Genomic DNA, 2,170 nt, shown 5'->3' on the forward strand with positions numbered 1-2,170 from the left:
ACCCATGACCACATCACGCACCCTGGGCCTGTTCCCGGGCCAGGGCTCGCAGCGGCCCGGAATGGCCGCCTGGATCAAGGATTATCCCGCTGCCCGGGAGGTCTTCGGCAGGGCCGACGAGATTCTCGGCCTGCCGCTGACGAAACTGTGCGTCGAGGGCAGCGCCGAGGAATTGCGTGCCACCGACATCACCCAACCGGCGGTGGTTGTCACCAGTCTCGCGCTGATGGCCGTGCGGGCACAGCGCGGTCATCTGCCCGACGCGGTCGCGGGACACAGTCTCGGGGAGTTCACCGCTCTCGCGGTGGCCGGTGTGCTCGACGAGGAAGCGGTGATCGGTCTGGTGCGCAGGCGCGGCGCGCTCATGGCCGAGGTGTCCGAACGCCACGACGCGACCATGAGCGCCGTCATCGGCCTCGACTCCGAAGCCGTGGACGAGCTGTGCCGGTCGGTGCGGAACGGCATCGTCGAGGTCGCCAACTACAACCAGCCGACCCAGACCGTCGTGTCCGGACACACCACCGCGATCGAGGAACTCGAGGCGCTGGCCCGAGAAGCCGGGGCCGTGAAGGTGATTCGCTTGAAGGTCGGCGGTCCGTTCCACTCCCGCCTCATGGGGGAGGCCGCCGACGCGTTCGGCGCCGAGTTGGACCGCCACGACTTCCGTTCCCCCACCATGCCGGTCCTCAGCCCGGTCACCGCCGACTATCTCGAGGATCCGGTGGAGATCCGGGCCCTCATGCGCCACCAACTGGTCGCCCCGGTTCTCTGGGTGGAGACCATCCGGCGCGCGGTCGCCGACGGTTACGACGAACTCCTGGAGCTCGGACCCGGACAGGTACTGACGGGGTTCTCTCGCCGCATCGCACCCGACGTCACCGCCGCGGCAGTCTCCGCGCCCTGATCCGCAACCATCCCTGGAGAACCTGATGATCGTAGTCACCGGTGCCACCGGCAATGTCGGCCGCGCGCTCGTCCGCGAACTCGCGGATGCGGGAGAGGATGTCGTGGCACTGTCACGCGCCATCTCTCCGGTCGACCTGCCCCCCGACGTGACCTACCGCGTCGCAAGCCTTTCCGACCTCGACGCCATGCGCCGCGCACTCGCGGGTGCCGAGGCCCTGTTCCTCGTCATCCCCGGCGAGCAGATGTTCGGCGGCGTCGACGCCCACACCCTGCTGGAGACGGCGAAATCCGTCGGCATCCGCCGCCTGGTCCTGCTCTCCTCCCAAGCCGCGCAAACGCGCCCCACCTCGATCTCCCACCACCGCCACCGCGAATTCGAATCCGCCGCACCAGCATCCGGCCTCGACTGGACGATCCTCCGCCCCGGCGGCTTCCACTCCAACTCCCTGGCCTGGGCCGCCTCGATCCGCGAAACCCACACCATCGCCGCCCCCTTCGCCGACGTCGGCCTCCGCCTCATCGACCCCACCGACATCGCCGCCGTCGCCGCCCAAACCCTCACCACCCCCGGCCACAGCGCCCGAACCTACACACTGACCGGCCCCGAACCCATCACCCCACGCCAACAGGCAAAGATCCTCGGCGAAGTCCTCGACCACCCCATCACCTTCACCGAACTGACTCGGGAGCAAGCGATTTCCGCAATGCCCCTCCCCGCAGAGATCGCCACCGGCGTCCTGGACCTACTCGGCGCACCGACCCTCGAGGAACTCGAGCCCACCTCCACCGTCGACCAAATCCTGAACCGCCCTTTCCGCACCTACGCCCAGTGGGCTCACCAACACGCATCCGCCTTCCGGTGACACCGCGGCACCGAGATCGACCGGTCTGCGTGATTGGTGGCGTATGCCTCACCGCACGGCGTGACGATGTGCGTGATACATCGTCGAGCAGCTCGGCGACCGAGACGGTGTGTTGATCGCCGTTGCCGACGCAAGCCAGTGAACCGAACCGCCCCGGTGAGTCCGGACACCTGATGGTGGGACAGCTCAGCGGATTGCCGAACACGCTCCCAGGCCACGGGTGACACGACAGCGTGCCCGAGTGTTGCGCGAGGCGGGACTCGAACCTCTCTGCGTGGCATCCGTGCCGGTCCGCCCGTGAAACCCGGGGCTTGTCCGGGAACGGCCGCGATGGTGTCGTGGTCTACGCGGGAGGACGGGTTGACGTGCTCGCCGTGAGAGGTCGTTGAGAGGGAGTGTTG

2 protein-coding genes are annotated in these 2,170 nt (G+C 68.2%); both read left to right on the plus strand.

From position 1 onward, the window contains the following. Positions 1-4 precede the first annotated feature (4 nt). A complete protein-coding gene (gene fabD / locus ABZV44_RS23505) occupies positions 5-904 on the plus strand; it encodes an ACP S-malonyltransferase (protein WP_354839954.1) in 900 nt (299 codons plus the stop codon). 25 nt (positions 905-929) lie between these two features. Next, entirely contained in the window at positions 930-1,769 is an 840-nt protein-coding gene (locus ABZV44_RS23510) for an NAD(P)H-binding protein (RefSeq protein WP_354839957.1), read from the plus strand. Positions 1,770-2,170 lie beyond the last annotated feature (401 nt).

The organism is Nocardia sp. NPDC004860, assembly GCF_040609015.1.
In the GTDB taxonomy this organism is placed as follows: domain Bacteria; phylum Actinomycetota; class Actinomycetes; order Mycobacteriales; family Mycobacteriaceae; genus Nocardia.